This window comes from Pseudorhodoferax sp. LjRoot39, assembly GCF_964253035.1.
Lineage (GTDB): Bacteria > Pseudomonadota > Gammaproteobacteria > Burkholderiales > Burkholderiaceae_C > Pseudorhodoferax.
Window position 1 is genome coordinate 3,147,681 of the sequence record NZ_CAXUQL020000001.1, and the last position, 25,666, is coordinate 3,173,346.

The 25,666-nt window shown below is 71.1% G+C and carries 24 protein-coding genes; 13 read left to right on the forward strand and 11 right to left on the reverse strand.

Annotated features, from left to right (window positions below; translation table 11 throughout):
- Window positions 1-35 precede the first annotated feature (35 nt).
- Window positions 36-524, forward strand: a complete 489-nt coding sequence (locus ACSQ4M_RS14755; protein WP_436190205.1) for a GNAT family N-acetyltransferase — start codon at window positions 36-38, stop codon at window positions 522-524.
- On the opposite strand, the gene ACSQ4M_RS14760 is transcribed toward ACSQ4M_RS14755, so the two are convergent.
- Both ACSQ4M_RS14760 and asd read right to left on the reverse strand, forming a co-directional pair.
- Window positions 521-2,155 carry a methyl-accepting chemotaxis protein gene (locus tag ACSQ4M_RS14760; RefSeq protein ID WP_436190206.1) on the reverse strand — a complete coding sequence of 545 codons (1,635 nt, stop codon included), beginning with the start codon at window positions 2,153-2,155 and terminating at the stop codon, window positions 521-523. The two genes, ACSQ4M_RS14755 and ACSQ4M_RS14760, sit on opposite strands and share 4 nt — an antisense overlap.
- 114 nt (window positions 2,156-2,269) lie before the next feature.
- Window positions 2,270-3,187, reverse strand: a complete 918-nt coding sequence (gene asd / locus ACSQ4M_RS14765) for an archaetidylserine decarboxylase (protein ID WP_436190207.1) — start codon at window positions 3,185-3,187, stop codon at window positions 2,270-2,272.
- 53 nt (window positions 3,188-3,240) lie between these two features.
- Here asd and ACSQ4M_RS14770 point away from each other — a divergent pair, with 53 nt between their 5' ends.
- On the forward strand, window positions 3,241-4,887 hold the full coding sequence (locus tag ACSQ4M_RS14770; protein ID WP_436190208.1) for an aminotransferase class III-fold pyridoxal phosphate-dependent enzyme: 1,647 nt from the start codon (window positions 3,241-3,243) through the stop codon (window positions 4,885-4,887).
- Between the two features lie 102 nt (window positions 4,888-4,989).
- Here ACSQ4M_RS14770 and ACSQ4M_RS14775 read toward each other — a convergent pair whose 3' ends face one another.
- Window positions 4,990-5,622 carry a hypothetical protein gene (locus tag ACSQ4M_RS14775; RefSeq protein ID WP_436190209.1) on the reverse strand — a complete coding sequence of 211 codons (633 nt, stop codon included), beginning with the start codon at window positions 5,620-5,622 and terminating at the stop codon, window positions 4,990-4,992.
- 293 nt (window positions 5,623-5,915) lie between these two features.
- Window positions 5,916-6,518 carry a TetR/AcrR family transcriptional regulator gene (locus ACSQ4M_RS14780; protein ID WP_436190210.1) on the reverse strand — a complete coding sequence of 201 codons (603 nt, stop codon included), beginning with the start codon at window positions 6,516-6,518 and terminating at the stop codon, window positions 5,916-5,918.
- A 90-nt stretch (window positions 6,519-6,608) separates the two neighbouring features.
- On the opposite strand from ACSQ4M_RS14780, the gene ACSQ4M_RS14785 reads away from it, so the two are divergent.
- From ACSQ4M_RS14785 to ACSQ4M_RS14800, 4 genes are all read left to right on the forward strand, one after another.
- Window positions 6,609-7,823: an MFS transporter gene (locus ACSQ4M_RS14785; RefSeq protein ID WP_436190211.1), complete on the forward strand. Its 1,215-nt coding sequence runs from the start codon at window positions 6,609-6,611 to the stop codon at window positions 7,821-7,823.
- Between the two features lie 66 nt (window positions 7,824-7,889).
- Entirely contained in the window at window positions 7,890-9,134 is a 1,245-nt protein-coding gene (locus ACSQ4M_RS14790; protein ID WP_436190212.1) for a glycosyltransferase family 4 protein, read from the forward strand.
- Window positions 9,131-10,285, forward strand: a complete 1,155-nt coding sequence (locus ACSQ4M_RS14795; RefSeq protein ID WP_436190213.1) for a galactosyldiacylglycerol synthase — start codon at window positions 9,131-9,133, stop codon at window positions 10,283-10,285. Before ACSQ4M_RS14790 ends, ACSQ4M_RS14795 begins: the two co-directional genes overlap by 4 nt.
- Window positions 10,286-10,385: 100 nt before the next feature.
- Window positions 10,386-10,709: a hypothetical protein gene (locus ACSQ4M_RS14800; protein WP_436190214.1), complete on the forward strand. Its 324-nt coding sequence runs from the start codon at window positions 10,386-10,388 to the stop codon at window positions 10,707-10,709.
- 23 nt (window positions 10,710-10,732) lie between these two features.
- Here the strand turns inward: ACSQ4M_RS14800 and ACSQ4M_RS14805 are convergent, their stop codons facing one another.
- Window positions 10,733-12,244 (reverse strand): CHAD domain-containing protein, encoded by a 1,512-nt coding sequence (locus tag ACSQ4M_RS14805; RefSeq protein ID WP_436190215.1) that lies wholly within the window; start codon window positions 12,242-12,244, stop codon window positions 10,733-10,735.
- A gap of 215 nt (window positions 12,245-12,459) precedes the next feature.
- On the reverse strand, window positions 12,460-13,503 hold the full coding sequence (locus ACSQ4M_RS14810) for a transporter (RefSeq protein WP_436190216.1): 1,044 nt from the start codon (window positions 13,501-13,503) through the stop codon (window positions 12,460-12,462).
- Between the two features lie 109 nt (window positions 13,504-13,612).
- On the opposite strand from ACSQ4M_RS14810, the gene ACSQ4M_RS14815 reads away from it, so the two are divergent.
- On the forward strand, window positions 13,613-15,109 hold the full coding sequence (locus tag ACSQ4M_RS14815; RefSeq protein WP_436190217.1) for an AMP-binding protein: 1,497 nt from the start codon (window positions 13,613-13,615) through the stop codon (window positions 15,107-15,109).
- Here ACSQ4M_RS14815 and ACSQ4M_RS14820 read toward each other — a convergent pair whose 3' ends face one another.
- The gene (locus tag ACSQ4M_RS14820) at window positions 15,110-15,499 is read right to left on the reverse strand and encodes a hypothetical protein (RefSeq protein WP_436190218.1); all 390 of its coding nucleotides are present in this window, start codon (window positions 15,497-15,499) and stop codon (window positions 15,110-15,112) included.
- Window positions 15,500-15,704: 205 nt separating this feature from the next.
- Here ACSQ4M_RS14820 and ACSQ4M_RS14825 point away from each other — a divergent pair, with 205 nt between their 5' ends.
- Window positions 15,705-16,721: an SDR family oxidoreductase gene (locus ACSQ4M_RS14825; RefSeq protein ID WP_436190219.1), complete on the forward strand. Its 1,017-nt coding sequence runs from the start codon at window positions 15,705-15,707 to the stop codon at window positions 16,719-16,721.
- Here ACSQ4M_RS14825 and ACSQ4M_RS14830 read toward each other — a convergent pair.
- On the reverse strand, window positions 16,702-17,187 hold the full coding sequence (locus ACSQ4M_RS14830) for a low molecular weight protein-tyrosine-phosphatase (RefSeq protein ID WP_436190220.1): 486 nt from the start codon (window positions 17,185-17,187) through the stop codon (window positions 16,702-16,704). The genes ACSQ4M_RS14825 and ACSQ4M_RS14830 overlap by 20 nt on opposite strands.
- A gap of 89 nt (window positions 17,188-17,276) precedes the next feature.
- Here ACSQ4M_RS14830 and ACSQ4M_RS14835 point away from each other — a divergent pair, with 89 nt between their 5' ends.
- Complete coding sequence (locus ACSQ4M_RS14835; protein WP_436190221.1) at window positions 17,277-18,011, forward strand: transporter substrate-binding domain-containing protein; 735 nt, start codon at window positions 17,277-17,279, stop codon at window positions 18,009-18,011.
- A gap of 32 nt (window positions 18,012-18,043) precedes the next feature.
- Here the strand turns inward: ACSQ4M_RS14835 and ACSQ4M_RS14840 are convergent, their stop codons facing one another.
- Together ACSQ4M_RS14840 and ACSQ4M_RS14845 are read right to left on the reverse strand one after the other, a co-directional pair.
- Entirely contained in the window at window positions 18,044-18,994 is a 951-nt protein-coding gene (locus ACSQ4M_RS14840) for a YihY/virulence factor BrkB family protein (protein ID WP_436194015.1), read from the reverse strand.
- 16 nt (window positions 18,995-19,010) lie between these two features.
- A complete protein-coding gene (locus tag ACSQ4M_RS14845) occupies window positions 19,011-21,077 on the reverse strand; it encodes an AsmA family protein (RefSeq protein WP_436190222.1) in 2,067 nt (688 codons plus the stop codon).
- A 144-nt stretch (window positions 21,078-21,221) separates the two neighbouring features.
- On the opposite strand from ACSQ4M_RS14845, the gene ACSQ4M_RS14850 reads away from it, so the two are divergent.
- A complete protein-coding gene (locus ACSQ4M_RS14850) occupies window positions 21,222-22,175 on the forward strand; it encodes a DMT family transporter (protein ID WP_436190223.1) in 954 nt (317 codons plus the stop codon).
- A gap of 10 nt (window positions 22,176-22,185) precedes the next feature.
- Window positions 22,186-22,575: a DUF2784 domain-containing protein gene (locus ACSQ4M_RS14855; RefSeq protein ID WP_436190224.1), complete on the forward strand. Its 390-nt coding sequence runs from the start codon at window positions 22,186-22,188 to the stop codon at window positions 22,573-22,575.
- Here the strand turns inward: ACSQ4M_RS14855 and ACSQ4M_RS14860 are convergent.
- Entirely contained in the window at window positions 22,567-22,950 is a 384-nt protein-coding gene (locus ACSQ4M_RS14860) for a sel1 repeat family protein (RefSeq protein WP_436190225.1), read from the reverse strand. The genes ACSQ4M_RS14855 and ACSQ4M_RS14860 overlap by 9 nt on opposite strands.
- A gap of 424 nt (window positions 22,951-23,374) precedes the next feature.
- On the opposite strand from ACSQ4M_RS14860, the gene ACSQ4M_RS14865 reads away from it, so the two are divergent.
- Both ACSQ4M_RS14865 and ACSQ4M_RS14870 read left to right on the forward strand, forming a co-directional pair.
- On the forward strand, window positions 23,375-24,250 hold the full coding sequence (locus ACSQ4M_RS14865; RefSeq protein ID WP_436190226.1) for a tyrosine-type recombinase/integrase: 876 nt from the start codon (window positions 23,375-23,377) through the stop codon (window positions 24,248-24,250).
- Between the two features lie 9 nt (window positions 24,251-24,259).
- On the forward strand, window positions 24,260-25,438 hold the full coding sequence (locus ACSQ4M_RS14870) for an IS91 family transposase (protein ID WP_436190227.1): 1,179 nt from the start codon (window positions 24,260-24,262) through the stop codon (window positions 25,436-25,438).
- Window positions 25,439-25,666 lie beyond the last annotated feature (228 nt).

Sequence of the window (25,666 nt, forward strand, 5' to 3'; positions counted from 1 at the left end):
CCGCTCCCGTCCGTACCCGCTGGCATGTCCGTCCCATGTCGGCGGCCGATCTGCCTTGTGTGATGGCCATCCAGGCCGAGGCCTACGCCGCCGCCGACTTCGCGCCCGAGCAGCCTGCCGTGTTCCATGACCGCATGGCGCTGGCGCCTGGCCTGTGCCTGGTGGCCTGCGATGCAGCCGGTGCCGTGCTCGGCTACCTGCTCTCGCACCCCTGGCTGGAGGGCGCGCCGCCAACCCTGCACAGTGCGCTCGGCCGCTTGCCGCCGGCCGCCAACTGCTGGTATCTGCACGACTGCGCCGTGGCCGCGCGCGCCCACGGCCAGGGCATGGCGGCTGCGCTGTATGCGCCGGCGCTGGCGCAGGCGCGCGCGCAGGGCCTGGTCCACGGTGCGCTGGTCGCCGTGGGCGACGCGGCCGGCTACTGGGAGCGGCTGGGCTACCGTGCGCGGGCGCTGGGTGCCGGCCGGACCAAGCTCGCGGCCTACGGCGCTGGTGCGCGCTACATGGTGCGCGCGCTCGACTAGGCTGGCAGGGCGGCCACCGGCAGGGCCGGCACCTGGCCGCGCCGCGGCGCGGCACCGGCCGGCTGCAAGGACGCACCAGGAACGTTCGCCTGGAACACGCCGATCGCATCGAGCAGCTGGCGCGCCTGGGCCCGCAGGCCGCTCGCGGCCTCGCGCGCGTGGCTCACCATGGCAGCGTTCTGCTGCGTCATCTGGTCGAGTTCCGTCACTGCCACGTTGACCTGGTCGATGCCCTGCGACTGTTCGCGCGCCGAGGCGCCGATCTCCTGGATCAGGTCGGCCACCTTGCCCACCTGTTGCACGATGTCCTGCATGGCCGCGCCGGCGTCGCGCACCTGCTGGTTGCCGCTGTCCACCTGTTCGCTGCTGTTGTGGATGAGCTTGCCGACTTCCTTGGCCGCCTGCGCGCTGCGCTGCGCCAGCGCACGCACCTCCGCCGCCACCACCGCGAAGCCGCGCCCCTGTTCGCCCGCACGCGCGGCCTCCACCGCGGCATTGAGCGCCAGGATGTTGGTCTGGAATGCGATGCCGTCGATCACGCCGATGATGTCGCGGATCTTGCTGCTGGCCGCCGTGATGGCGTCCATGGTCTGCACTACCTGCCCGATCACGGCCCCGCCCTGGCGCGCGGCCGCGCTCGCGGTGCCCGCCAGGCCCACGGCCTGCGCCGCCGCACTGGCGCTGGCCTTGACGGTGGCCGTCATCTGCTCCATCGACGCCGCGGTCTGCTGCAGGCTGGATGCCGCCTGCTCGGTGCGCGCGCTCAGGTCCTGGTTGTCGCGCGAGATGCCCTGGCTGGCGTGCTCCACGCCGGCCACCTGCTCGCCCACGTCGTCCACCAGCGAACGCAGATTCAGCCCGGCCTGGTTGACGGCGCGCAGCACCATGCCGATCTCGTCCACGCGGTCCAGGTGGACGTTCTCGCCCGGACTGCCCGAGGCGACGCACTGGGCCTGCTGCAGCACGCGCTGCAACGGGCGGGCGATGCGCGACTCCAGCCACAGCGCGGCGGCGGCGCAGGCCAGTGCCACCACCGCCGCCAGGGCCTCCGGCGCCGCCCCCAGGCGCGGCAGCAGTTCGGCCCCGCCCACCGACACCAGCAGCACGAGGAGCAAGGCCGCGCGCAGCCGCCAACGCACTGGCATGGTCTGCGGCAGTGACAGCCAGCGCAGCAGGCCGGTGCGCAGCACCAGGCCCTGGTGGAAGGCCCAGCCCTTGGCCTTGCCTGAACGGAAGCGTGCGTACAGCGCCTCGGCCTGTGCCACCTCTTCGCGCGCGGGCTTGGTGCGCACCGACATGTAGCCCACCGTCTGGCCATTGCGCACCACGGGCGTCACGTTGGCACGCACCCAGTAGTGGTCGCCGTCCTTGCGCCGGTTCTTGACCAGGGCCGACCAGGAAACGCCCGCCTTGAGCGTGGCCCAGAGGTCGCCGAAGGCCTCAGCCGGCATGTCCGGATGCCGGACCAGGTTATGTGGTTGGCCGATCAACTCGCCGTGGTCGAAGCCGCTGGCCTGCACGAACGCAGCGTTCGCGTAGGTGACGTAGCTCTGCAAATCGGTTGTGGACAACAGCGTCGCGTCGTCCGGGAAGATGTACTCCTTTTGCGTCACCGGAAGATTGCTGCGCATCGATATCTCCTGTCATTCGCACAAGCTTCGAGTATGCAAACGACATCGATGGCGTGGTGGTGTGCCGTGGTGCCGTGCGACGGACGCCGTGCGCAGGGCGACAAGCGGGCATGTTCAGCCCGGTGCCGTCGCCGGCCCTGGGGGCAAGCGCATCAACGCCTGGCCCATGCGGATGCGTGCCCCCTCGGCGATGCCCTCGGCCAGTGCGAAGCCCTTGGGCGCGAACACGATGATGGTCGAGCCGTGCTCGAACCAGCCCATCTCCTGGCCCTTGGCGAAGCGCTCGGCGCAGTCCACCGGCCGGGCGCCCAGCGTGCGCAGATGCAGCAGTGTGTCCATGAAGTGCAGCCGGATGCTGGCTACGAGGATGGCCGCGACCGGCACCAGCGCGACCCGATGGCCGCCGGCCAGCCGCGTGCGCAGCACGGCGCGCTCGTTGCGGCAGAACAGCCGCTCCACGCGCTTGAGCGCGATCGGGTTCACGTTCCAGGTGTCGCCTGACAGGTAGGTCAGCCGCTCCACCGTGCAGTCGTGCGGCGCGTGGAAGCGGTGGTACATGGCCGAGGTCAGCCGCAGCGTCACGTACTGGCCGCCATGCCAGGGGCGGGCGGATTCTTCGTCGCCGAACAGCTCGCCGATCTCGTACGGAAAGCCCTTGGCCTGGAACAGCCGCGTGCCGTCCACCGCGCCGCAGGCGCCGACGATACCGTCGCAGGGGCTGGCCAGCACGTCCGGGTCCATGGCCACGGGCCTGGCGCCGGGCTTCAAGGCCCGCGTGAACATCGCATGCAGGCTCTTGAAGTGCTGCTGCCGTGCATCCGACAGGTCGATCTCTGTGCAGGCGCGCCAGGCGGCGATGGAGGCCGCACGCACGACCGGGTTCTCGATCTGGCTGAACCAGCCCATGAAGCGCGTGAGCGCCAGCCGCGGCACGCGGTTGGTCAGCAGGAAGTTCAGGTCCTCCTGCAGCAGCAGGCGGTCGCGCAGCCGGGTCAGGGCAGAGGAAGGTGGCGTGGTGGTGGTCTGCGTCATCGTGTTGACAAATGAAAGGGTTACCAATGGGGGATCGCCAATTCAACGACCCCATGAACGAACTCACTTTTCTCGGCGGCTTCGGAGCCGCGGCCGTGCTGGCGCTGCTGCTGGCAGCCCAGCAACGTCTGGCGCTGTCGCGCGCCAAGCACCGCTCGCTGGCCGGCCATTCCAAGATGGCGCGCCGCGTCGCACGCCGGCTGCCGTTCTACGATTTCGGGCCCGAGCGCTTCTTCGCCTCGGACGGCGCACCGGCCGCCGTGGCGGCGCAGCGCGAGGCCGGCCTGGCGCGGCTCGCGGCCCTGTTCGCCCAACGCTTTCCGAAGACGCTGGCCATGACCGAGGCCGCGCGCGAGGGCATCGCCGACCTGCAGTTCACCAGCCGCTACCGCGTGCCCTTCCAGTACAGCCGCGTGCTGCGCGAGAGCCTCAAGATGGGCGCCTTCGTGCAGTCGAGCCAGGGCGTGCAGGTCACCGACCTGGACGGCAACGTGTTCTACGACCTGGCCGGCTCCTACGGCGTGAACCTGTTCGGCCAGGACTTCTACAAGTCCTGCATCGCCGAGGGCAGCGCGCGTGTGCAGGACCTGGGCCCGGTGCTGGGCAGCTACCACCCGGCCGTGCTGGACAACGTGCGCGCGCTGCGCCGCATCTCGGGCAAGGAGGAGGTGTCCTTCCACATGTCGGGCACCGAGGCGGTGATGCAGGCCGTGCGGCTGGCGCGCTACCACACCAGACGCACGCACATCGTGCGCTTTTGCGGCGCCTACCACGGCTGGTGGGACGACGTGCAGCCCGGCATCGGCAACCCGATCTCGGCCGAGCGCACCTACACGCTGCGCGACATGGACGAGCGCACGCTGCGCGTGCTCGGCAGCCGGCGCGACATCGCCTGCGTGCTCGTCAACCCGCTGCAGGCGTTGCACCCGAACGCCAACGCGCCCTCGGATTCGGCCCTGGTCGCCGGCCGCGCCGCGCCCGCCTTCGACCGCGCGGCCTACACCGCCTGGCTGCAGCGGCTGCGCGAAGTCTGCACGGCGCGCGGCATCGTGCTGATCTTCGACGAGGTGTTCCTGGGCTTCCGCCTGGCGCCCGGCGGCGCACAGGAATACTTCGGCGTGCAGGCCGACATGGTCACCTACGGCAAGACCCTGGGCGGCGGCCTGCCGGTCGGCGTGGTCTGCGGCCCGCACCGGCTGATGCAGCGCTGGCGCGAGGACAAGCCGGCCGACATCTGCTTTGCGCGCGGCACCTTCAATGCCCACCCCTATGTGATGGGCGCGATGCAGGTGTTTCTGGAGCGGCTGGCCACGCCCGCGGTGCAGAAGATGTACGAGCACCTGGACGCGACCTGGGAAGGCCGCGCCGCGCAGCTCAACGGCCTGCTCGAAGGCGCCGGCCTGCCGGTGCGCGTGGGCGCCATGTCCACGGTCTGGGCCGTCGGCTTCACGCAGGCCTCGCGCTACCACTGGATGCTGCCCTACTACCTGCGCGAGCAGGGCCTGGCGCTGAGCTGGGTCGGCACCGGCCGGCTGATCTTCAGCCTGAACTACGGCGACGCCGAGTTCGCCGAGGTGGCGCGCCGCTTCGTGGCGGGCTGCCAGGCCATGCAGGCCGATGGCTGGTGGTGGCAGGACGCGGGCCTGAGCAAGAAGACCATCCAGCGCCGCATCCTGCGCGAGATGTTCGGGCGGGCTTGAGCCAAGGAAAAGGCCGCCGGCGGCCTGGTCGAACCAGGTGCGCGGCGGCCGCCGGATGTGCCGAGGCATGCGGTGCGGAAGTCGCGCGCCGCAGATGCTGGCTCAGCGCGCTGCGCTGCGCACGTCGTCCATCGGATCGATCAGCTCGCCGCGCATCAGGGCCAGCGGGGCCTTCCAGTACAGCTTGATGTCGTGGAAAGGGTCGGTCAGGATCTTGGTGGCCCAGGCCAGGCCGGCCACCACGCCCTGCAGGAAAAACAGGTGCACGGTGCGCATCAGGACCGCGGCCACGCCCAGTGCGAGCCAGGCCATGCCCACCTGGCGCGCCCAGCCTTCCAGGCCGGTCGCGGGTTCGATCAGGCCGAACAGGTCGGGCTCCAGCCACAGCAGCAGCGGCAGCGCCACCCACAACAGCATCAGCACCACCTTGCGGCGCAGGTTGTAGCCGACCTTGATCTCTTCCTTGTGCGCGTGCGTGGCCTGGTTCACATGGTCGTAGCCCTTGGGCTCGAAGAAGAAGTGGCCGGACTGGCGGCTGACCATGGCCACCGTCCAGGCCAGCAGTGCCGCCACGGCCGGGTCGATGAACAGCAGCACGTAGCTGCACACGAAGGTGCAGGCCGACAGCAGGTGCAGGCTCTGGTTGATGCGGCTGTGGTGGTAGAAGCGGTGGTCGTCGTCGCGCTGGACCTGGACCGTCTGGAAGAAGTCGTGCATGAAGGCTCCCGTTGTCATGTGGCGCGATCGTGACGAGCGCGCATGAAGCACTGATGACAGGGAGGCGGCAGTGCAGCCTAGATTCGTCAGTTGACCGCTCGCAGCCTTCAGGAACGCCTTATCGGCACTGAACTTATCGGCTTCGATACCCCCCACCGTCTCGGTGAGGCCGCTATGCACCCGCCGGCACCGCGCTCACCGCGCCAGGCGGCGTTGCTCCTCCTTGCGCACAGGCGTTTGCCGCGTCGTCGCGCCTTGCCTGACACGCTGATCACGGCACCGTCGGGCGCATCCAACTGCCGAATCTAGGCTCAGTGGCTGCGCGAACGCTTGCCGTGGATGGTGGTCGTGGCCGCGCCTGCACAGGCCTCGGCCCAGCTGGCGACCTGCTCTGCGCTGGCCGGAACCATGCCGAACAGCAGGCGGTAGATGATGGGCGCGACCAGCCGGTCCATCACGTCCTCCACCGTCGGCACGGCGTCGCCGCGCGCCGCGCCGCGCTGCACCAGCACCGACACCACGCCCGCCGTGAACTGCGCGCATTGGCAGCTGCCGGCCGCCTCGCCGCGGCCGGCCGCGGCGACCACGTCGCGCAGCATGGCCTGGCCGACCTCGGACGACATCTCCTCGTGGAACTGGTCGGCCCACAGCATCAGGTCGCCGCGGAAGCTGCCCGTGTCGGCCGGCTCGCCCTCGGGCCGCATGCGCTCGACCGAGACGTCGGCCAGCAGTTCGGCCAGATCGCCCCAGCGCCGGTAGATGGTAGAGGGCGTGACCCCGGCGCGCGCCGCGATCAGCGGCACCGTCAGCGCATCGCGCCCGTGCTGCTCGGTGAGTTCGCGCGTGGCCTGGTGCACGGCGGCCTGCACGCGCGCGCTGCGCCCGCCGGGCCGGGAAATGGGGCGTGGAGGCATGGAACGATCTTAACGCAAAGCGTTTGCTTTATGCTTCGTTCCGGTGCACAATGGTGCAAACGCTATTTCTTTGCGTTTGAGAAGTCACCCATGTCCATCCCCCGTCCCGCCGCCACGCCTTCGCCGCGCCAACCGCTGGCGCCCCAGCCGGCGTTGTGGTGGACGGCCGCGATGGTGGTCACCTTCCTGGCCGCGTCCAGCGCGCCATCGCCGCTGTACGCGCTGTACCGGGAAGCCTGGGGCTTCTCAGCCCTTACCCTGACCTGGGTGTTCGGCAGCTACGCGTTCGCACTGCTGGCGGCCCTGCTGATGGGCGGCCGGCTGTCGGACCATCTGGGGCGGCGGCGCGTGATCGTCGGCGCGCTGGTGCTGGAATTCGTCTCCGTCGTGCTGTTCTGGCAGGCCGAATCGGTCGCCTGGCTGCTGGCTGCGCGCATCCTGCAGGGCGTGGCCACCGGCATCGCCACGAGCGCGCTGAGTTCCATGCTGCTCGACCTGAGCCCCTTGCGCGCCTCGATGATGAACGGCGTCGCGCCCATGATCGGCATGGCGCTCGGCGCGCTGGGCACGGCGGCGCTGGTGCAGTTCGCGCCGGCGCCCACGCGGCTGGTGTACGAGCTGCTGCTGGTGATGCTGGCCGTGCAGGTGGCGGTGGCGCTGCGCCTGCCCGACACCGTGCCGCACCGACCTGGCGCCTGGGCTTCGCTGCGTCCGCAGATGGCCGTGCCGCACGCCGCACGCGGCGCGTTGCGGCGCCTGTTGCCGGCCAACACGGTGGGCTGGGCGCTGATGGGTTTCTTCCTCTCGCTGGGCCCTACGCTGGCGCGGCAGGTGACGGGCAACGCCGCACCGCTGACCGGCGGCGCGCTGATCGCGGCCATGGTGTTACCAGGTGCGCTGGCCAGCGTGGCCATGCAGCACCGGCCGTCGTCGCTGGCGCTGGCGCTGGCGCTCGGCGCGAACGGGCTGGCACTGGGCATGGTGCTGGCGCTGGCCGGCATCCATTGGCATGCGCCGACGGCCTTCTTCGGCGGCGCGCTGGTGGCAGGATTCAGCATGGGCTGCAGCTTCAGCGGCACGCTGCGCACGCTGGCGCCGTTGGCGTCACCGCAGCAGCGCGCCGGCCTGATGGCCAGCTTCTTCGTGTGCAGCTACCTGGCGTTCAGCGTGCCGGCCATCCTGGCGGGTCTGGCGACCGGCTGGTTCGGCCTGCACGCGACCGCGCTGGGCTACGGCGCCGTGCTGCTGGCGCTGGCCGTCGTGGCGGCCCTGGGCACACGCGGGCTGGCGACCGCGAGGCCGTAGCCCTCCGACACCGAACTGCCATGGCAGCGTCACGCCGCTGACTTGCACGGCTCGCAGCATGGCGGCATGCCGCAAGCCGAAGCCATCCCCATCATCGTGGACGAGTTCGCGCCGGCCCGGCGCGTGCTGCGTCTGGCCTTCGTCACCGAGACCTACCCGCCCGAGGTCAACGGCGTGGCGGCCACCATCGCTTGCGTGGTGCAGGGCCTGCGCGCGCGCGGCCACCAGGTGCAACTGGTGCGCCCGCGCCAGGATGCGGCCGACGCGCCCGAGGCGCCCAGCGCCGAAGTGCTCATGCGCGGCCTGCCGATCCCGCGCTACCCCCACCTCAAGATGGGTCTGCCCGCCACGCGCGCGCTGCAGCGGCTGTGGACGCTGGCGCGGCCCGACGTGGTGCACATCGTCACCGAGGGCCCGCTGGGCTGGTCGGCGCTGCAGGCCGCGCGCAAGCTGCGCCTGCCCGTGAGCTCGGACTTCCGCACCAACTTCCATGCGTACGGCCAGCACTACGGCCTGGGCTGGCTGCACAAGCCGCTGATGGCCTACCTGCGCAAGTTCCACAACCGCTGCGACCTGACCATGGTGCCGACCGAGTCGCTGCGCCAGCAGCTGGCCGGCCAGGGTCTGGAGCGCCTGCGCGTGGTGGCGCGCGGCGTGGACGCCCAGCGCTTCGACCCGGCGCGCCGCAGCGCCGCGCTGCGCGCGCAATGGGGCGTTGATGAGGACACGCCCGTGGTGCTGCACGTGGGCCGGCTCGCGCCCGAGAAGAACCTCTCCCTGCTGCTGCAGGCGGTACAGGCCATGCGCCGCATCGACCCGCGCGTGCGCCTGGTCATGGTCGGCGACGGTCCGCTGCGTGCCGAACTGGAGCGCACCTGCGCCGGCCAGGGCGTGGTGTTTGCCGGCGCACGGCGCGATGAAGAACTGGCCACGCACTACGCCTCGGGCGACATCTTCCTGTTCCCCAGCGTCACCGAGACCTTCGGCAACGTGACGCCCGAGGCCATGGCCAGCGGCCTGGCGGTGCTGGCCTATGGCTACGCGGCCGCAGCCCAACTCATCACCGAAGGCGAGAGCGGCCTGCTGGCGCCGCTGGAACAACCGGCACAGTTCATCGCCCAGGCCGAGCGGCTGGCGCGCGACCGCGCCCTGGTGCAGAGGCTACGCCTGCAGGCGCGTGCCGCGGCAGTGGCGCTGGCCTGGCCGCAGATCGTGGGTGAACTCGAATCGGCTTTCGAGGCCCTGGCGCGCCAGGGCACGGCCGGCGTCCGCGCGGCGACCGCCGCGCGCGCGGTCGCCGGCCTGCCGTGAAGGTCCAGCTGGTCTACTTCAACGCGGGCGGCGGCCACCGCGCGGCCGCGCTGGCGCTGAAAGCCGCCTGCGTGCAGCAGCAAAGGCCCTGGGACGTGCAGGCCGTCAACCTCGTCGACGTGATCGATCCGCAGGGCCTGTTCCAGCGCTGCACGGGCATGGCGCCCGAAGACCTCTACAACGCCCGGCTCGCGCGGGGCTGGACCCTGGGCCTGGCGCAGGAGCTCAAGCTGCTGCAGGGCCTGATCCGCATGGCCCACGGCCAGCTGTGCCAGCGGCTGGCCGCGCACTGGCGCGCGAGCCGGCCCGACCTGGTGGTCTCGCTGATCCCCAACTTCAACCGGGCGCTGGGCCAGAGCCTGGCCCAGGCGCGGCCCGGCGTGCCCTTCATGACCGTGATGACCGACATGGCCGACCACCCGCCGCATTTCTGGCGCGCCGAAGGGGTGGAGCAGCACCTGGTCTGCGGCACGCCGCATGCGCTGGCCCAGGCCCGCGCGGCCGGCCACGACGCGCGCCGTCTGCACCTGGTCTCGGGCATGCCCGTGCACCCGGACTTCTACGTGGCCCTGGCGCTGGACCGCGCGGCCGAGCGCCGCGCCCTGGGCCTGCCCGCGCCTGGCACGGGCGCTCCGGTCGGCGTGGTCATGTTCGGCGGTGCCGGCTCCATGGCCATGGAGCGCATCGCCCGGCTGCTGCCCGACACCCCGCTGATCCTGCTGTGCGGCCACCACCGCCGGCTCGCCACGCGGCTGCGCGCGCTGCCGGCGCCGGCGCCGCGCGTGGTGCAGGGCTTCACGCGCGAGGTGCGGCGCTACCTCGCGCTGGCCGATTTCTTCATCGGCAAGCCGGGCCCCGGCAGCATGAGCGAGGCCTTGCTGATGGGCCTGCCCGTGCTGACCACACGCAACGCCTTCACCATGCCGCAGGAGCGCTACAACACCCAGTGGCTGCAGGAGCAGGGCCTGGGCCTGGTGCTGCCGGGCTTCGCCGGGGTGGCGCCAGCTGTGCGCGCGCTTTGCGAACAAATGCCTTCTTATCGTGCACGTGTCGCACTGTTACGAAACCAATCTGTCTTCGAAGTGCCCGATTTGATGGCGAAATTGGTCCAACATGCACCATCCACGGGCCATCTGCAACTGGTGGCGTGACAATGCGGTCACGAATTGGTCATTCAATTGACACAATTTTTGTGGGGTGGGCAGTGTCCAATCAGGGTTTGCGCTAATCCCGAGCGCCAGGAAGACCCAGTTGAACGCCATCAAAGAAGCCAAGAAACTCATCGCCAAGGATCCCTTCAAGCCTTCTGCCAAGACGCTTGCAGATCTGGTGCTGTCCCTCGAATCCCACGAACCCTTCCAGCTGGAGCGGCTGTACGCGCTGCAGCTGAGCGACTTCGATCTGGCGGTGCAGATCATCAAGGAATGGCGCCTGGACCGTTACTACGCCGGCAAGGCCAAGCTGTACGACTTCGCCGTGCAGGCCAGCGCACTGCAGCCGCCGGAGCAGCAGGCGGCTGCACTGCAGCAGCAGGCCGGGACCGCGCCCGACGCGCCGACGAGCAGCCCCTCCTGAGCCCTTCCTGATGCGGTCCTGAATCAGTCCTTCTTCTTGCGCCAGAACGGCCGGGCCGCCCCGGCCAGCTCCGCCAGCGCAAGAGCGGCTTGGTGCGCACTGTGCGGCGCCCGGGCCTGCAGCCAGCCGACCGCGAACCAGGCGCGCGGCTCCTGCTCCGCTGCTGCGCGGTAGCTTTCCAGCGCCACCACCTCGTCGTAGTAGGCGCCCAGCGCGTCCTGGGCGGGCTCGAGTGCGCGCGTGAACTGCGCCGCCCGCCGCGGCGCGAAGCAGGCCCCCACGAACTCGGCCAGGTAGCGCAGCCGCTTCAAGCGCTTGCGCAGGCTGTGCCGGGCTTCCGGCGCGAGCTTCTCGAAGCGCTCGCCTTCCTTGCCCACGCGGCGGTGCAGTTTGCCCAGCCGTTGGCGCAGGTGGCGCTGCGTGGCCTGCGGTGCCAGGCCTGTGCCATCCGCCGCGGCGGCAAAGCCGATCAGGCCCACGAGCGCGGCCTGCAGGCCGGCATCGCGCACGGCATCGGCCGGCGTCGGCGCGCTCTCGTCCACCGGCGGCAGCACGATGAGCGGTGAGCCGGCGGCCAGCAGCCGTGGCTGCATGAGCGCCTGCAGTTGCTGCTGGTCGCGCCGCGCGCCCAGTGCGCGGAAGGCCTGCACCAGCGGCGCCTCCCAGGCCGGCTGCAGGCCGGTGCCCAGCGGCGCGAGTTCGCGCAACGCCGTGCGCAGGCGGCGCAGGCCCACGCGCAGCTGGTGGATCTGCTCCACGTCCTCGCTACCGGCGGCGATCTCGCTCGCGTTCGGCAGGATCTGCGCGAGGCAGGCGCCGACCACGGCGCGCTGCACCGTGGCGCCGTCTGGAAAACCGCTGCCGGCCGGCCACTGCGGCGCACTGGCCCGGGCGGCCGGCCGCGTCGAGCGGCCGTGCGCGAGCCGCAGCCCGCGCTCGGACTTGGTCACGGTGCTGAGCGTGAGCCCGTGGCGTGCGGCCCATTCGGCGGCCACGCAGGCCAGGTCGCGCACATCGCCTGCCAGCAGTTCGAGTTCCAGCTCGCAGACCACGGCGCTGCGCGGCAGGCCGCCATCGGGGGCAGGGGCCAGCACGCGGCCCTGGTCCAGCGCGATCTCGATGCGGCTCGCGCCCACCTGCAGCTCCTGCGTGGCACGCCAGATGTCGGTGCCGTAGACCTCCACCAGCGGCGTGCCGGCGCGCTGCAGCACGTGCGCGAGCCGCCGGCCCACGGGTGTGTCGGCATGGCGCGCGGGGTCGGCCTGCAGCGGCGCCGACTTGCGCGCCGGCCCCAGGTCCACGTTGTGCTCCAGCCGCTGCACGGGCCCGTCGCCCAGGGCCTTGGCGGTCTGTACCCAGCGCGGGCCTTCCTTGCGCAGGCGCAGGGCCACGCCGTGCGCGGCCAGGTCGTCCTGCGGGGTGTCGAAGTAGCGCGCCTGCAGGTGCGTGCGGCGGCTGCCGGGGCCGCGCAGCGCGGCCTCCAGGGCCGGCAGGCTGGCGCGGGGGATGTCGAACTTGAATTCGATTTCGGTCATGGAGGAGGGCATGGCGGCCATCCTAGTTGTGAACGGCGCTGGCGCGCCATCCGCAGGACACGAAACTGGCTTGCCAGCCACTGGTCGAGAGGCCGCGGAGCAGGCCATGCCAGCGCAGCCGCGGAACTGGCTCTGCCAGGCCGCCGGGTGCGCCCCCTTGAGGGGGGATGGGACTTCTACACGAAGTGAGAAGTCCAAACGGGGGTGGTTTCATCTCAGCGGTCGTTGTTGCCACGGAAGGCCAGCCAGCCGGCCACGGCCGTGAAGGCGATCACCACGGCCACCAGGATCCAGAAGCCGTGCGGGTTCTCGGCCAGCGGCACGCCGCCCACGTTCATGCCGAACAGGCCGGCCAGGATGTTGATGGGCAGCGCCAGCACGGTGACCACGGTCAGCACGAACAGGCTGCGGCTGGTGCGCTCGTTGACGGCCGCGGCCAGCTCTTCCTGCAGCAGCTTGATGCGCTCCTGCAGCGCCGCCATGTCGCGCAGCGCCACCGAGAACTCCTCGGTGGCCTGGCGCAGCTCATCCACGTCGCGCTCCACCATCCAGGCCGGCGGATGCTGCAGCAGCCGGAACAGCGCGGCCGGTTCGGGCGCGAGCAGGCGCTGCAGCCGCACCAGCAGCCGGCGCAACACGCCCAGGCGCGTGCGCTTGTGCTGCAGGCGGCCGGCCAGCAGGGCGTCCTCGACCTCGTCGATGCGCCGCGTGACGCCGCGCACCACGTCGACCAGCACCTCGGCCTGCGCGCGCAGCAACCACTCCAGCAGCTCGGTGGTCGAGCGCAGCGGCTCGCCGCGCCGGATCGCGGTGCGCAGGCGGTCGATCGAGCGCAGCGGCGATTGGCGCGCCGTGACCACCAGCCGCCGGTCCACGCCGATCCACAGCGTGGCGATGTCGGAGGACTCGAACGCGAAATCGAACTGCACGTCGTTGATGACCGCGATCAAGGCCGCCTGGTCGCGCTCCAGCCGCGTGGAGCGGTGGCCGTCGTGCAGCGTCTCGAAGAAGGACTCGGGCAGCTGCGCATGGCGTTGCAGCCAGCGTTCGGCCCCGGCGTGCGAGAGGTTGAAATGCAGCCAGATGAAGCCGCTGCCGTCGGCGGCATCGGTGGCGTCGGTGGCATCGGCCAGCCATTGCGCGGCTTCGTCCGAGCCGATGGCGCAGGCCGCCGTGGCGGCCTCGAAGCGGTAGCCACAGACCAGGCCATGCGCATCCGCGCCATAGCGGGTGGGTTCGATCAGGAGGTCGCTGTCCATGGCGTCGGGCAACCGGGCATGCTGCGCCGCGTTCGTGTCAGCTGTGTGACGGTGTCCAGGCTGCCGGACCGCGCTTGACCCTATGCTCGCGGGCGGAGACCCATCGCCCATGAACCTTGCTGCCTTGCTCGACCAATCCGCCACCCGCCACGCCGGCCTGCCGGCCGTCTGCCTGGGGCACCAGACGCTCTGGAGCTTCGCGCAGCTGCGCGAACGTGCCGCGGCCATCGCCGCGGCGCTGCGCGCGCGCTGTGCGCCCGGCACGCGCATCGCGCTGGTCTCGGAGAACCGGCCCGAGTACGTGGAGCTGCTGTTCGCGGTCTGGGCCGCGGGCCTGGTGGCCGTGCCCGTCAACTACAAGCTGCATGCGCGCGAGGTGGGCCAGATCGTCGAGGACGCGCAGGCCGCCCTGCTGTTCGCTTCGCCGGGCCTGGCGCCGGCGCTGCAGGGCCTGCCTTGCCCCTGCATCGCGCTGGACAGCCCGGACTACGCCGCCTTGCTGGCGCCGGCCGCGCTGCAGATCGCGCCCGTGGCCGCCGATGCGCTGGCCTGGCTGTTCTACACCAGCGGCACCACCGGGCGCTCCAAAGGCGCCATGCTCACGCATGGCAACCTCATGGCCATGGCCGTGGCCCACCTCGCGGACATCGAGCCCGAACTGGGCCCGCAATGCAGCCAGCTGCATGGCGCGCCCCTGTCGCACGGCTCGGGCCTGTACCTGCTGCCTTCGCTGGCGCGCGGTGCGCGCCAGGTGGTGCCGGCCTCCCACGGCTTCGAGCCCGCCGAATTCCTCGCGTTGTGCGATGCGCATCCGGGCTGCGGCGCCTTCCTCGCGCCCACCATGGTGCAGCGCCTGCGCGAGGCGTTGGCCGCGCGCGGCGGCCAGCGCCCGCGCCAGCTGCGCTGCATCGTCTACGGCGGCGGGCCGATGTACCTGGAGGAACTGCGCAAGTCCATGGATGCCTTCGGCCCGGTGTTCGCCCAGATCTATGGCCAGGGCGAGACACCCATGACCATCACCGGCCTTACGCGCGCGGACCATGCGCGCGGCGATGCCCGCCAACTCGCCTCGGTCGGCTGGCCACGCGGCGGCACCGAGGTCGCGGTGCTCGACGCGCAGGGCCAGCCCGTGCCGGCCGGCGAGCCGGGCGAGATCGCGGTGCGCGGCGCCACCGTGATGGCCGGCTACTGGCGCAACGCCGAGGCCTCGGCCCAGGCGCTGCGCGGGGGCTGGCTCTGGACCGGCGACATCGGCGTGCTGGACGGGAGCGGCTGCCTCACGCTGCGCGACCGCTCCAAGGACGTGGTCATCAGCGGCGGCTCCAACATCTACCCGCGCGAGGTGGAGGAGGTGCTGCTCACGCACCCGGGCGTGGCCGAGGCCTGCGTGCTCGGCGCGGCGGATGCCGAGTGGGGCGAGGTGGTCGTCGCCCACATCGTCGCCGCCCCGGGGGCGGTGGTCGACGCGGCCGTGCTCGACGCGCATTGCCTCGCGCAGATCGCGCGCTTCAAGCGGCCCAAGCGCTACGTGTTCGTCGAGGCGCTGCCCAAGAACAGCTATGGCAAGGTGCTCAAGCGCGCGCTGCGCGAGGCCCCGTCGGCCTGATCAGATGCTGTCGTCGTCGCCCGTGCCTTCGATCGGGTCGTCCTCGCTCTCGCCATCTTCGCCGGCCAGGCCCGGCACCTCGTCCAGCGCGTCGCTGCCGGCGCCCACGCCGGGCGTGACGATGCGGTCGGGCAGGATGTCGGCATTGGCGCGGCCATCGTCGCCCACCGCCGCGCCGCGTTCGCCCGTGCCCGCGGCGTCGCTGTCGGAGTCATGGTCGGCCACCACGGCGCCCCACTCGGCGGCGTTGTCGGGCGCGGTCGCCATGCGGCGCTCGCCCTGCACGTCGCTGCCGCTGTCGGACGTGTCGCTGGGGCCCAGCAGGTCGATGTCGTTGCCGCTCGGGCGGGTGGCGGGCGTCTCGCCGCCCATGATGCTGCTGCGTGCCATGTGTCTTTCTCCTTGGGTTGCGTGCTGCAACCAGCCTAGTGCGCGCGCCGCCGCGGCGCTGTAGGCCGCCACGTCGGCCGGCGTAGGAAGGGCGCGGCATCTGGGTGCGGCGCAGCGGCTGACACCGGCGCGCGCCGTCGTCCGAAACCGCGGGCGCCACCCGCGCTGGAGCATGGCAGCAACAGCGATTCGCCAAGGAGATCCCATGTCCCGCAACAGCCAGGCACCCCAGGCCCAGGACACCGTCCGCAAGCAGCAGCGCATCCAGCGCGAACAGGACCACCGCGACGCCGAAACCCGCGCCCAGGCCAAGGGCCAGCCGGATGCCGGCGGCAAGAAGAGCAGCAAGAAGGCCGCGCCCGGCCCCCACCGCGAGGAGCCGGCGCCGCCCATGTCGCGCCAGCACCTGGCCAAGCCCGGCCTGGAGGCCGAGATGGCGCAGAAGCCGCAGTTCGCCGCGCCGCACTACCAGGGCAGCGGCAAGCTCCCGGGCTTCGCCACGCTGGTCACGGGCGGCGACTCGGGCATCGGCCGCGCCGTGGCCGTGCTCTATGCGCGCGAGGGTGCCGACGTGGCCATCGTCTACCTCAACGAGCACGAGGACGCCGTGCGCACGCGCCAACTGGTCGAGGCCGAAGGCGGGCGCTGCCTGCTGATCCCGGGCGACGTGAAGGACCCGGCGTTCTGCCGCGAGGCCGTGGCCAAGACCGTGCACGCCTTCGGCAAGCTCGACGTGCTGGTCAACAACGCGGCCTTCCAGGAGCATGCCCAGGCCATCGAGGATCTCAGCGAGGAGCGCTTCGACGAAACGCTGCGCACCAACGTCTACGGCTACTTCCACATGGCCAAAGCGGCGGTGCCGCACCTGCAGCGCGGCGCCAGCATCGTCAACTGCGGCTCGGTCACCGGGCTCAAGGGCAGCAAGCACCTGCTGGACTACTCGGCCACCAAGGGCGCGATCCATGCCTTCACGATGTCGCTGGCGGCCAACCTCATGGACAAGGGCATCCGCGTCAACGCCGTGGCGCCGGGCCCGGTCTGGACGCCGCTGAACCCGGCCGACAAGCCGGCCGACGAGATCGAACAGTTCGGTGCCGCCACCGACATGGGCCGCCCGGCGCAGCCCGAGGAGATCTCGCCCGCCTTCGTGTTCCTGGCCGCGCCCTGCTGCTCCAGCTACATCAGCGGCATCGTGCTGCCCGTCACCGGCTCGGTCGGCTGAGCCTGGCCAGCAGCCCCTCCACGCCGCGGTCGATCAGGTCGAAGGCGTGGACGAAGTCCTGCGCGCTGCCGTACCAGGGGTCGGGCACGTCCTCGCCGGCATGGCCGGGCGCGAAGTCCAGCATCAGCGCGATGCGTGCACGGGCGTCGGCGGGCGCCTGCCGGCGCAACGCTGCGCAGTGCGCCTGCGTCATGCCGACGATCCAGTCGAAGCGCGCGAAGTCCTCGCGGCGCACCTGGCGCGCGCCATGGTCATGGGCCGGCACGCCGCGGCGCTGGAGCTCGGCAGCGGCACGCCGGTCGAACGGGTTGCCGCGCTCCTCGTCGGAGATGGCGGCGCTGTCGACCGCCACCTGCAGGCCGGCCGCACGGGCCTTGTGCACGAGCAGCGCATGGGCCGTGGGGGAGCGGCAGATGTTGCCGGTGCAGATGAAGAGGACGCTGGGGAAAGGGGTGGTGCCGGACATGGCGCCATTGTCGTGCCCGGGGGATGCCGGCCCAGGCGGTCCGGCGGCCGTGCTAGCGTTGCGACTTCCGTTGCAGAAAGCGCCTTCGCATGACCACCTCCGCATCCGATCTCGTCCAGGCCTTCACCCCCAGTGGGCGCCTGCGTGCCTCCATCAACCTGGGCAATCCCATCCTGGCCGGCCGCGGTGCCGATGGCCAGGCCAAGGGCGTGTCGGTCGACCTCGCGCGTGCGTTCGCCGAACGGCTGGGCGTGGCGCTCGATCTGGTCGTCTTCGACACTGCGGGCCAATCGGTCGAGGCGGTCAAGGCCGAACAGGCCGACATCGGTTTCTTCGCCATCGACCCGCTGCGCGGCGAGGGCATCCGCTTCACGGCGCCCTATGTGCTGATCGAGGGCTGCTACCTCGTGCGCGCAGACTCGCCGCTGCAGGACAAGGCCGAGGTCGATACCGCGGGCCACAGCGTGGTGGTCGGCAAGGGCAGCGCGTACGACCTGTTCCTCACGCGCGAACTGAAGGCCGCGACCATCCTGCGCGCGCCGAGTTCGCCGGCCGTGGTGCAAAGCTTCCTCGACGAGAACGCCGACGTGGCCGCGGGCGTCAAGCAGCAGCTCGAGGCCGATGCCGCGCGGCTCGGCGGCCTGCGCCTGCTGCCGGGCTGCTTCATGGTGATCCAGCAGGCCATGGGCCTGCCGGCCGGCCGCGGTGCCGCGGCCCAGGCCGCGCTGGCCGCCTTCGTCGAGGAGATGAAGGCCAGTGGCTTCGTGGCCGAGGCGCTGCGTCGCCACGGCATCCAGGGCGCTGCCGTGGCGCCGGCAGCCTAGGAGCGTGGGCCGGATTTCTGCCGCCCACGCTCCTAGCCGTTGACGGAGGTCGGAGCGGGCTCCGTGGCCGGGCCCGGCAGGTGGCGCATGGAGCCGTACTGCTTGGCGTACAGCCAGGTGAACTCCGCCCCCATCAGGAACACCTGGGCCGAGTAGTAGACCCAGACGAAGATCACGATCAGCGAGCCGGCCGCGCCGAAGCTGGAGGCCACACCGCTCTTGCCGATGTACAGCCCGATCAGGAAGCGGCCCAGCGTGAACAGCAGCGCGGTGGCGGCCGCGCCGATCCACACGTCGTACCAGCGCACCTGCACGCGCGGCATGATCTTGTAGATCATCGCGAACACCCCGGTCGTCAGCGCGAAGCCCAGCACGATGTTGATGAGCTGGGCCGCGATCTCCCAGCCGACGAAGGCATCGCCCCACCACTTGCCCAGGGCCGAGACCACGGCGCCCAGCACCAGCGAGACCATCAGCAGGAAGGCGATGCCCAGCACCATGCCGAAGGACAGCAGCCGCGTGTGCAGCAGGTTCCACAGCCCGCCCGAGGTGTTGCGCGCGGGCGCGCGCCAGATGCGGTCCAGCGCGTTCTGCAGTTCGCCGAACACCGTGGTGGCGCCGATCAGCAGCACCCCCAGGCCGATCAGCGTGGAGACGATGCCCTGGGCCGGCTTGTTGACGCTGGCCAGCAGCGTCTCCAGCGTCTTGGCCGCGTCCGCGCCCATCAGGCCGGCCAGCTGGCCGAACAGCTCGCCGCGCGCGGCCTCCTCGCCGAACACCAGGCCGGCCACCGAGATCACGATCAGCAGCAGCGGCGCCATCGAGAACACGCTGTAGTACGACAGGGCAGCGCCCATGCTGGGCGCGTAGTCGTCGGACCACGACTGCACGGCCTGCTTGCACAGGGCCAGCCATTGCTTGAAGGTGGGCAGGACGGGGCGGTCGGGCACCTGGCGGTGCGGGGCAGGGGAGGTGTCTGGCACGGTGCGCATGGGTCGTTCAAGGCTTGGATCGGGTGGTCGGGGCGGCCGCCTTGGCGGCGGGGCCGGCGGCGGCCAGCAGCTGCCGGCAATCGGTGTCTTCCCCGGGACCGGTCTCGATCAAGGGTATCAGGGCGGCCAGCGGGTTGACCAGCGCCAGCGCCAGGGCACCGCCGCCGCGCAGGGCCAGGCCGGCCTTGTCGAGTTCGAAACCGGGCGAGCGGAAGCTGCCGTACACGCGCACCGGCGTGCGCAGCGACAGGATGCCGGCCTTCTTGGGCTTGGGGGCGATGGTCAGGTCGAAGCGTTCGCGGTCCAGGTCGAACGTGCCCTCGCCCTCGATGCGCGTGTCCATGGTGTCGACGACGAACACCTCGGAGCGGCCCTGGCCGTCCTTCACATCGAACGAGACCGCGCCGCAGTTGATCGGGATCGCCTGGTCGCCGCCCATCAGCAGCGAGATGATCTTGCCGCCGTTCAGGCCCGAGACGGCGTCGAGCAGGTTGGACACCTGGCCCTGCGACAGCGCGGCCTGCACCTGGCCGTCGGCCTTGGCGGCGAGGTCGGCGATCGAGTTGCCGCTGGCGCTGAGCCTGGCGCGCGCGCCCATGGCACCGCTGGACGTCGCCAGCCGGGGCGAGGGCGGCACCAGCCGCGCCAGCTTGAGCCGGCGCGCCGTGAGGTCCAGGTCCGCGCGCAGGGTGGGCTGCTGCGCGTCGAGGCGCACCACGGAGCGGATCTCGCCGTCGGCCAGGTCCACGTCGAACGGGTCCAGGCGCAGCACCGCATCCTTGAGGTCCAGCTTCACGCGCAGGTTCTGCAGCGCGATGAAGTCGGGCGCGTCGATGCGGTCCACGCGCAGGTCGGCCTCGGCGTCGATGGCCTTGAAGCGCCCGCCTTCGAACTTGCCCGTGGGCAACAGGCGCTCGCCTTGCACCGTGCCGGTGGGCAGGGCGCGGTCGCCGCTGGTCTGCTTCTCCTTGGCCTGTGCACTGGCGCGCGTCTGCGTCTCGGCCTGCGTGAGCGGGCGCGCGTCGGTGGTGTCCTTGGTCGTCAGCCCCACCAGCGGGCCCAGGTCGGGCAGGTTCAACAGCTTGCTGTGCAGCGTGGTGGTGAGCAGCGGGCGCGGTTCGCGTTGCACATAGGCGGCTTCGCCCGTCACGTCGGTCTTGCCGATGCGGCCCCGGATGTCCTGCATGGCGTAGCGGTTGCCATCCAGCTTCAGGTGGCCCGACAGCTGGTAGGGCGGCGAGGCCGGCAGCGGCAGCAGCAGGAAGGGGTAGAGGTTGGCCAGCGTGCTGCCCGCGATGTTCAGGCGCACGTCGATGCCGCTGATGTGGGCCGCGTCGGCCACGGTGCCTTCCACGTCGAGCCGCGTGCTGCCGGCCACGAGCCGGCCCTGGATCGGGAACGGCACGTCGGAGCCCTGGAAGCTCAGCACGTCGCCGGTCTGGGCCTGGCCGCTGAATTTGGCGTCGTGGTAGGTGCCGGCGAAGCGGTAGCGCGTGGTGTAGCGCGCGTTGTCGGGGCGTGCTTTTGCATCGTCGGCCTTGGCCGCCGCCGCCGGGTCGAAGGTCTCGACATCGACGCCGATGTCCAATGGCGTGGTCCGGTCCACATAGCGCAGCCTGCCCTGGCGGACCGAGAGACTGGAGATGAGCAGCTTGCTCGGCTCCTTGGTCTCCGACGGCTCGCCCAGCACCCAGTTGCGGCGCTCGTCCTTGGCCTTCTCGAAGTTGAGCTCGGCCTGGTCCATCGCCACGCGTGGCACGAACACCTTGCCGTTCCACAGGTCGCGCAGCGAGACCGAGAACTCCAGCGTGCCGATGCGGGCCATGGGCTTGTCGCCCGTCCCGTCGGCCCAGTCGGCGTTGGCGAAGTACACGTCCTTGAGCCGGATCACCGGATTCCAGCCCAGTTCTACAGCCAGGTGGGAGCTGTCGAAGCGGCGCTGCGTCTTCTCGCTGATGGTGCGGTTGAGCGGGCCGCGCAGCCAGTCCCAGTCGAACAGCAAAAGGAACACGACGAGTGCGCCGAGCAGGGCCAACAGGATCTTCGTGCCGCGACCGGGAGAAAAAGCGCGCATGGTCTGCAGCCTATGCCGGTGCCGGTTGCCGTGGCGGCGGCCCGGGCAGCGTCTGCGCGGCGGCGCCGGGCGGGAATGGCTGTCGGACGGCGACTACATGCGGCTAAGCTCGGCGGCCTTCCCGTTCCCGATGGAGACCTTTGCATGTCCGCCCCCAAGGGCACCTGGCTCGGCGTGGCCTGCGGCGTGGCTGCTGGCGCGGCCTGGGGCCTGGTGTTCCTCGCGCCCGAGCTGGCGCCCGAATTCAATCCGCTGCAGCTGTCGGCGGCGCGCTACCTGGCCTATGGCCTGATCGCCGCGGCGCTGCTGCTGCCGCGCTGGCCGGCGCTGCGCCCGCATGTGGGCGCACGGGAATGGCGCGCGCTGTTCTGGCTCAGCCTGCTGGGCAACAGCCTGTACTACGTGCTGCTGGCCAGCGCCGTGCAGATCGGCGGCATGGCCATGACCTCGCTCGTGATCGGCTTCCTGCCCGTGGCCGTGACCTGGGTCGGCAGCCGCGGCGCCGACGCGGTGCCGCTGCGCAGGCTCGCGCCGTCCCTGGTGCTGGGCCTGGCCGGCGTGGCCTGCATCGCCTGGGAGTCGCTCGCGGGTGCCTCGGCGCAGCCGCCAGCGCAGCGCTGGCTGGGGTTCGCCTGCGCGGTCGGCGCGCTCGTCTCGTGGTCCAGCTACGCGGTGGGCAACAGCCGGCAGCTGGCACGGCTGCAGGGCGTGTCGGCGCACGACTGGAGCCTGCTCACGGGCGTGGTCACGGGCGCGCAGGCGCTGGTGCTGGCGGTGCCGGCCTTCATGCTGGCCGACCTCGCACTGCAGCCGGGCAGTGCCTGGTGGCGCTTCGTCGGCGTCTCGGCCGGCGTGGCGCTGCTGGCCTCGGTGCTGGGCAATGCGTTGTGGAACCAGGCCAGCCGCTTGCTGCCGCTCACGCTGGTCGGGCAGATGGTGGTGTTCGAGACGCTGTTCGCGCTGCTCTACGGCTTCCTGTGGGAGGCGCGCTGGCCCACGGCGCTGGAATGGCTTGCCATGGCACTGGTGACCAGCGCCGTGCTGTCGTGCATCTCGGCGCACCGCGCGCCGGCCGCGGTGGACGAGATGCATCCATGAAGAGGGCTGCATGAGCCTGGCCTTGCTGGCCGACGCCGTGCTGGTGCTGCACGTGGCCATCGTGCTGTTCGTGGTGGGCGGGCTGTTGCTCGTGGTCGGCGGCAACCTGGCGGGCTGGCGCTGGGTCAACCACTGGTGGCTGCGGCTGCTGCACCTGGGCGCCATCGCTTTCGTCGTGGGCGAGGCCTGGCTGGGCATCACCTGCCCGCTGACGACCTGGGAGATGGCGCTGCGCCTGGCGGCCGGGCAGCAGGCCTATGCTGGCGGCTTTCTGCAGCACTGGCTGCACCGGCTGCTGTACTGGGACGCGCCGGCCTGGGTCTTCACGCTGGCCTACACGCTGTTCGGCCTGGCCGTGGCGGCGGCCTGGTGGCGCTGGCCGCCGCGCCGTTCAGCCTGAGCAGGCGGGGCGGCCGGCCGGCGCGCCGCGCGTGCGGTTCAGGAACACCAGCTGCTGCCAGGCCACAGGGCTGCCTTGGGCAAAGGCCTGGCGCGCCCAGTGCAGAGCTTCGCAGCGGTCCGCCGTGACGGCCGGACCGTAGACGGCGGGCCCGACCAGCAAGGCCAGCCCCAGCATCTCCTGGGCCTCGACATGGCCGGCGCGCGCGGAGCGGCGCAGCAGCTCCAGCATCTGCGGGTAGGCGCGCTCGGATTGGGCTTCGAGCGCGAGCTGGTAGAGCTGTTCGGGCGTGGCGGCATGGGCCGAACCGAGCAGCAGGGCGGTGGACAGGGCCAGGGCGGAGGGGTGGATGGGCATGGCGGGTGCTGTGGGCAAGGCGTCTCCATGTTCCGGCCAGACCGGCTGCGCGCACCAGCGGGATCTGCCGCAGGGCGTCTCAGGCTGCGGCGAAGCCGGCAGCCTGGGGCTGGCTCGCCGGGTGGGGGCTACAGCTTCTGCCTGTGTCGGTCCGCCAACTTGCTGTGCTCGGATGCCAAGTCGGTCGAACTGCGCCCGCAGACCAGGTTCCGCGCCTGCATGCTTCGGCTCGACATGGACACAGCTTTCAGATGGTCGTGAACAGTGAGTTCGGGCGAACTTGGCCGGGGTTCGGCATCGGGATTAATGGCTGGAAAGCGCCCGTGGACTAAACCGCTCGCGCGGTAGGCGCTCCGCGCGACGCGTGGCCGCTTGATTCCCGCGTTGCTGCCACCGTCGATGTCGAGGCAATCCCGCCTCGCTCATCGACGGAGCTGCAACCATGGACACGATCATTCCGGCGGTCACGCCGCTGCGCCAGCGCATGCTCGAAGACATGCGCATCCGCAAGCTGGATCCACGCACGCAGGTGGCCTACATCCGGGCCGTGCGCAAGCTGGCCGCTTACCTGCACCGCTCGCCGGACACGGCCAGCGTGGAAGACCTGCGCAACTTCCAACTGCACCTGGTGGACTCGGGCACTTCGCCCATGACGCTGAACGCCACGCAGACCGGCCTGCGTTTCTTCTTCGACGTCACGCTGCAGCGCGTGGACCTGATGGCCCGCATGCATCCGGTCAAGCTGCCGCACAAGGTGCCCGTGGTGCTCAGCGTGCAGGAGACCACGCGCCTGATCGCCGCGGCCACCAACGTCAAGCACCAGGCCGCGCTGTCGGTTGCCTATGGCGCGGGCCTGCGCGCCAGCGAGGTCGTCCACCTGAAGGTCACCGACGTGGATGGCGAGCGCATGACGTTGAGGGTGGAGCAAGGCAAGGGCCGCAAGGACCGCTACGCGATGCTCAGCCCGGTGTTGCTGCAGCGTCTGCGCACCTGGTGGCGCGTCGCCAATGCGCAGGGCCGCATGCGGCCCGGTGGCTGGCTGTTCCCGGGCATGGACCCGACCGACCCACTGACGCCGCGCCAGCTCAACCGCGCCATTCATGCGGCCGCTGAAGCGGCCGGTATCGACAAGCGCGTCTCCACACACACGCTGCGCCACGGGTTCGCAACGCACCTGCTGGAGCGCAAGGTGGACATTCGCGTGATCCAGGTGCTGCTGGGCCACAAGCGGCTGGAGACGACGGCGATCTACACCCACGTGGCCACCGATCTGCTGCGCGAGGTGATCGGCCCGCTGGAGCCGCTGCCGCCGTCCTGAGGTGCAGCCATGGGACGGCCAGCCCTGGAGGTGGCCGATGTCTTCCACCAGCATGGCCCGGCCTGGCGTGCCGCCCAGCGCGGCCACCTGAGCCTGGGCCAGCTCAAGGTCATGTCGGCCATCGCACAGTGCCGCAGCGCGGCGCTGGGTGGCCACGTGCTGCGCTGCGAAGGCTGCGGTACCGACCAGGTCTCCTACAACTCCTGCCGCAACCGGCACTGCCCCAAGTGCCAGAGCGCGGCGGCACAGCGCTGGCTCGATGCGCGCCAGGCCGATCTGCTGCCGGTGGAGTATTACCACGTGGTGTTCACGCTGCCGGCGCCCGTGGCGGACATCGCGTACCAGAACAAGGCGGTGCTCTATGGGCTGCTGTTCGACCTGGCCGCCGAGGTGCTGCTGACCATCGCCGCCGATCCGAAGCACCTGGGCGCCAGGATCGGGGCGACACTGGTGCTGCACACCTGGGGCTCTGCGCTGACGCACCATCCGCACGTGCACGGCATCGTGCCCGGCGGTGGGCTGGCCCCCGATGGCAAGACCTGGGTGGCGTGCCGGCCTGGCTTCTTCCTGCCGGTGCGGGTGCTGTCGCGCCTGTTCCGAAGGCGCTTCCTTGAAGAGCTGTGGCGGCTGCACGCGGGCGGCAAGCTGCAGTTCTTCGGCGAGCAGGCCACCCTTGCCGGCGCACCGGCCTTCAAGCGCTGGCTGGCACCGCTGCGCCGGGTCGAGTGGGTGGTCTACGCTAAGCGTCCCTTCGCCGGGCCGCAGTCCGTGCTGGCCTATCTGTCGCGCTACACCCACCGGGTGGCGATCTCCAACAGCCGGCTGCTGGCGATGGACGAGCGCGGCGTGACGTTCCGCTGGAAGGACTACCGCGCCAAGGGCCGCACGCGCCACAAGGCCATGACGCTGGATCCGGCGGAGTTCATGCGCCGCTTCTTGCTACACGTACTGCCTGCAGGCCTGCACCGCATCCGTCACTACGGGTTGCTGGCCAACGGCTGCCGCACGGCCAGCCTGGCGTTGGCGCGCGAGCTGCTCCAGGCTCCGCCAGCGCCCCTCGCGGCGGACAGTGACGCTGCTGCGTCGGCCCCGCCAGCTGCCACCTTCATCTGCCGGCACTGCGGGCAGGCAATGAGCATCTTGCTGGTCTTCATGCGCGGCATGGCCATCCGCGCACCGCCGCCATGACCAGCGACGGCACGCACGGATCGCAACACGCGCTGATCGGCCAGTGGCCTGCACCGGCTGGGCAATCGTGCGCGTGGCAGCTGCGTCACCATCGTGGACCACAGTTGGCCGGCTGCTGCTGGTCCATCCGATCAGGCGGCGCCGTCATGGGCGGCGCCATCCGGCATGCGCGGACCCACAGCCTGGCCGCCAGGACCAGCATCGCGTTGCTCAAATCCCCATAGCCTG

Coding starts and splice junctions, on each gene's coding strand:
- ACSQ4M_RS14835 (WP_436190221.1), top strand. CDS start 17,277: ATGACCACCTCCGCATCCGATCTCGTCCAGGCCTTCACCCCCAGTGGG.
- ACSQ4M_RS14870 (WP_436190227.1), top strand. CDS start 24,260: ATGGGACGGCCAGCCCTGGAGGTGGCCGATGTCTTCCACCAGCATGGC.
- ACSQ4M_RS14785 (WP_436190211.1), top strand. CDS start 6,609: ATGTCCATCCCCCGTCCCGCCGCCACGCCTTCGCCGCGCCAACCGCTG.
- ACSQ4M_RS14820 (WP_436190218.1), bottom strand. CDS start 15,499: ATGGCACGCAGCAGCATCATGGGCGGCGAGACGCCCGCCACCCGCCCG.
- ACSQ4M_RS14805 (WP_436190215.1), bottom strand. CDS start 12,244: ATGACCGAAATCGAATTCAAGTTCGACATCCCCCGCGCCAGCCTGCCG.
- ACSQ4M_RS14845 (WP_436190222.1), bottom strand. CDS start 21,077: ATGCGCGCTTTTTCTCCCGGTCGCGGCACGAAGATCCTGTTGGCCCTG.
- ACSQ4M_RS14865 (WP_436190226.1), top strand. CDS start 23,375: ATGGACACGATCATTCCGGCGGTCACGCCGCTGCGCCAGCGCATGCTC.
- ACSQ4M_RS14755 (WP_436190205.1), top strand. CDS start 36: ATGTCGGCGGCCGATCTGCCTTGTGTGATGGCCATCCAGGCCGAGGCC.
- ACSQ4M_RS14760 (WP_436190206.1), bottom strand. CDS start 2,155: ATGCGCAGCAATCTTCCGGTGACGCAAAAGGAGTACATCTTCCCGGAC.
- ACSQ4M_RS14825 (WP_436190219.1), top strand. CDS start 15,705: ATGTCCCGCAACAGCCAGGCACCCCAGGCCCAGGACACCGTCCGCAAG.
- ACSQ4M_RS14850 (WP_436190223.1), top strand. CDS start 21,222: ATGTCCGCCCCCAAGGGCACCTGGCTCGGCGTGGCCTGCGGCGTGGCT.
- ACSQ4M_RS14790 (WP_436190212.1), top strand. CDS start 7,890: ATGCCGCAAGCCGAAGCCATCCCCATCATCGTGGACGAGTTCGCGCCG.
- ACSQ4M_RS14810 (WP_436190216.1), bottom strand. CDS start 13,503: ATGGACAGCGACCTCCTGATCGAACCCACCCGCTATGGCGCGGATGCG.
- asd (WP_436190207.1), bottom strand. CDS start 3,187: ATGACGCAGACCACCACCACGCCACCTTCCTCTGCCCTGACCCGGCTG.
- ACSQ4M_RS14855 (WP_436190224.1), top strand. CDS start 22,186: ATGAGCCTGGCCTTGCTGGCCGACGCCGTGCTGGTGCTGCACGTGGCC.
- ACSQ4M_RS14775 (WP_436190209.1), bottom strand. CDS start 5,622: ATGACAACGGGAGCCTTCATGCACGACTTCTTCCAGACGGTCCAGGTC.
- ACSQ4M_RS14830 (WP_436190220.1), bottom strand. CDS start 17,187: ATGTCCGGCACCACCCCTTTCCCCAGCGTCCTCTTCATCTGCACCGGC.
- ACSQ4M_RS14780 (WP_436190210.1), bottom strand. CDS start 6,518: ATGCCTCCACGCCCCATTTCCCGGCCCGGCGGGCGCAGCGCGCGCGTG.
- ACSQ4M_RS14815 (WP_436190217.1), top strand. CDS start 13,613: ATGAACCTTGCTGCCTTGCTCGACCAATCCGCCACCCGCCACGCCGGC.
- ACSQ4M_RS14770 (WP_436190208.1), top strand. CDS start 3,241: ATGAACGAACTCACTTTTCTCGGCGGCTTCGGAGCCGCGGCCGTGCTG.